Origin of the sequence: Saccharomonospora halophila 8 (assembly GCF_000383775.1) — a bacterium.
Lineage (GTDB): Bacteria > Actinomycetota > Actinomycetes > Mycobacteriales > Pseudonocardiaceae > Saccharomonospora > Saccharomonospora halophila.
This window is the reverse complement of sequence record NZ_KB912555.1, coordinates 19,568-21,292: the sequence shown is the minus strand read 5'-3', so window position 1 is coordinate 21,292 and position 1,725 is coordinate 19,568. Positions and strand designations below refer to the sequence as shown.

Sequence of the window (1,725 nt, the reverse complement as noted above, 5' to 3'; positions counted from 1 at the left end):
CCGGCCCCGGACACGGCGGCGGAGCCGCCCAGCCACACGGCGGCGGAGCCGCCCGGCGACACGGCGACGGGGCCGCCCGGCGAGACCGTCAGTTGAACCGCTCCCGCGAGGCCAGCTCACCCCAGTAGTCCCGCAGGTTCTCGAACGCCTCGGTGACCTCCTCGACGGAGTCCCTGCGCAGGGCGTCCAGGATCGCGTGCACCTCGTCGGCCGAGGTGTCGGTGGCCAGCACCGGATCCTCGATCAGCTGCACCAGGCCGCCGTAGTCCAGCTCCACGGCCGAGTTCGGGTGGAAGTTGGCCAGCCAACGCCGGGTCTCGGCGAGGATGCGGGCGGGTCCCTCGTCGCCGAGGACCTCGGAGACCAGCTCCTCGGCCTCGGCGACGCGCTGCCGCGCCTCGCTCATCGCCACCCGCCAGGACACCTCCCGGCTCGGGTCCTCCGGTCCGGATCCGAGCACGATGCGCCGCTCGTCCGGGTCGACGAGGGTGAACCAGGGCAACGGCACCGTCCAGGTCGTGGACAGCACGTGCATCGTGGAGCCGGTCAGATCCCGCAACGCGGCGCCGGCATGCCCGCGCATCTCCTCCTCCGAGACCTCGCCCGCGTCCAGCACCGCCGCGCGGAGCGCGGGGTGCGCGTCGTCGAGAAAGCCCGTCAGGGCCGCCGCGGACCGGGCACGCACGTCGAGCGGGCACACGAGCGGCTCGGTGCCCAGCTCGACCTCGTAGTCCCCGACCGGCACCTCGGCGGGGTCGAGGACGAGGATGTCGGTCAGCCCGGGCAGCGGACGACCGTCGGAGGTCTCGGCGGGCAACACCCGGGTGGGGGTCGGCAACTGCGACCGGAGCCAGAGCCACTGCTCACGGGTGATCGCGTCACCCGGTGTCATGTCGGCGGTCTCCACCGCCCGCGCGAACTGCGCGTCCGGTGGGTCACCGAACACCGAGATCGGTTCGTACACCCGGAGATAGGCCGCGAACGGACGAAGCACCCGTGAATCGTGACACGTCAGCCACGGTGGACGGGCACCGGCTGGTCCGCGTCGCCGCCGACGGGATACTGTCAGCGGTCGCACACCGTGCCACGTCGCATGAGCACCCGTCGGCACGGTACGGTGTGTCGAGGAAAGTAAGTCGAGACGACGCGCGGGGCCGCCGTTTTCCCCCGGCCGCCCCGCCCCTGTGCAAGGGGGTCGAGCCATGGGGCGCGGCCGAGCTAAGGCCAAGCAGACGAAAGTGGCCCGGGAGCTCAAGTACAGCGTTCCCCCCACGGACTTCGATGCACTGCAACGTGAGTTGTCGAGCAACTCGTCGAACGACACTCACGAGGACGAGGACCGGTACGAGGACCCGTACGACGACGGGTACGACGACTACCGCCGCTGAACGGTCGTGAGCGCGAGGGTGGGCCCGGGCGCCCACTGCCCGGGCCCACCCTCGCGTCCCACGTCCCGTCCCGTGGTCCCGACACAGGTCGGTGCCCCGACACGGAGCCGTGCATCCGTGTCCGCGCACACCGGCACCGTCCGATCACCCGCAGCACCCGCACCGCGATCGCGGGCGGTGGCTACTCCCGGTCGATCCCGTCCGACCTGGTTCTCTTGATCTCCGAGCGGCGCTTCTTCTCCGCCAGACGGCGTTCCCGGGCGCCCCGGGACGGCTTCGTCGGGCGGCGCTTCGTCGGCGGCGGGGCGGCGGCCTCCCGCAACACGTCCGCCAGCCG

At 72.2% G+C, this 1,725-nt stretch carries 2 protein-coding genes and 1 pseudogene; 1 reads left to right on the top strand and 2 read right to left on the bottom strand.

What is annotated here, in order from left to right; all coding sequences use genetic code 11:
* Window positions 1-88 precede the first annotated feature (88 nt).
* Entirely contained in the window at window positions 89-994 is a 906-nt protein-coding gene (locus SACHA_RS0112005; protein WP_019809999.1) for a hypothetical protein, read from the bottom strand.
* A 208-nt stretch (window positions 995-1,202) separates the two neighbouring features.
* Here SACHA_RS0112005 and SACHA_RS0112000 point away from each other — a divergent pair, with 208 nt between their 5' ends.
* Window positions 1,203-1,388 carry a DUF3073 domain-containing protein gene (locus SACHA_RS0112000; protein ID WP_007024340.1) on the top strand — a complete coding sequence of 62 codons (186 nt, stop codon included), beginning with the start codon at window positions 1,203-1,205 and terminating at the stop codon, window positions 1,386-1,388.
* 181 nt (window positions 1,389-1,569) lie between these two features.
* Here SACHA_RS0112000 and SACHA_RS21780 read toward each other — a convergent pair.
* Window positions 1,570-1,725, bottom strand: a pseudogene (locus SACHA_RS21780) (aminoacyl-tRNA hydrolase); the annotation flags it as partial.

What these genes read in the sequence shown, in the direction of transcription:
- SACHA_RS0112000 (WP_007024340.1), top strand. Translation starts at nt 1,203, where the DNA reads ATGGGGCGCGGCCGAGCTAAGGCCAAGCAGACGAAAGTGGCCCGGGAG.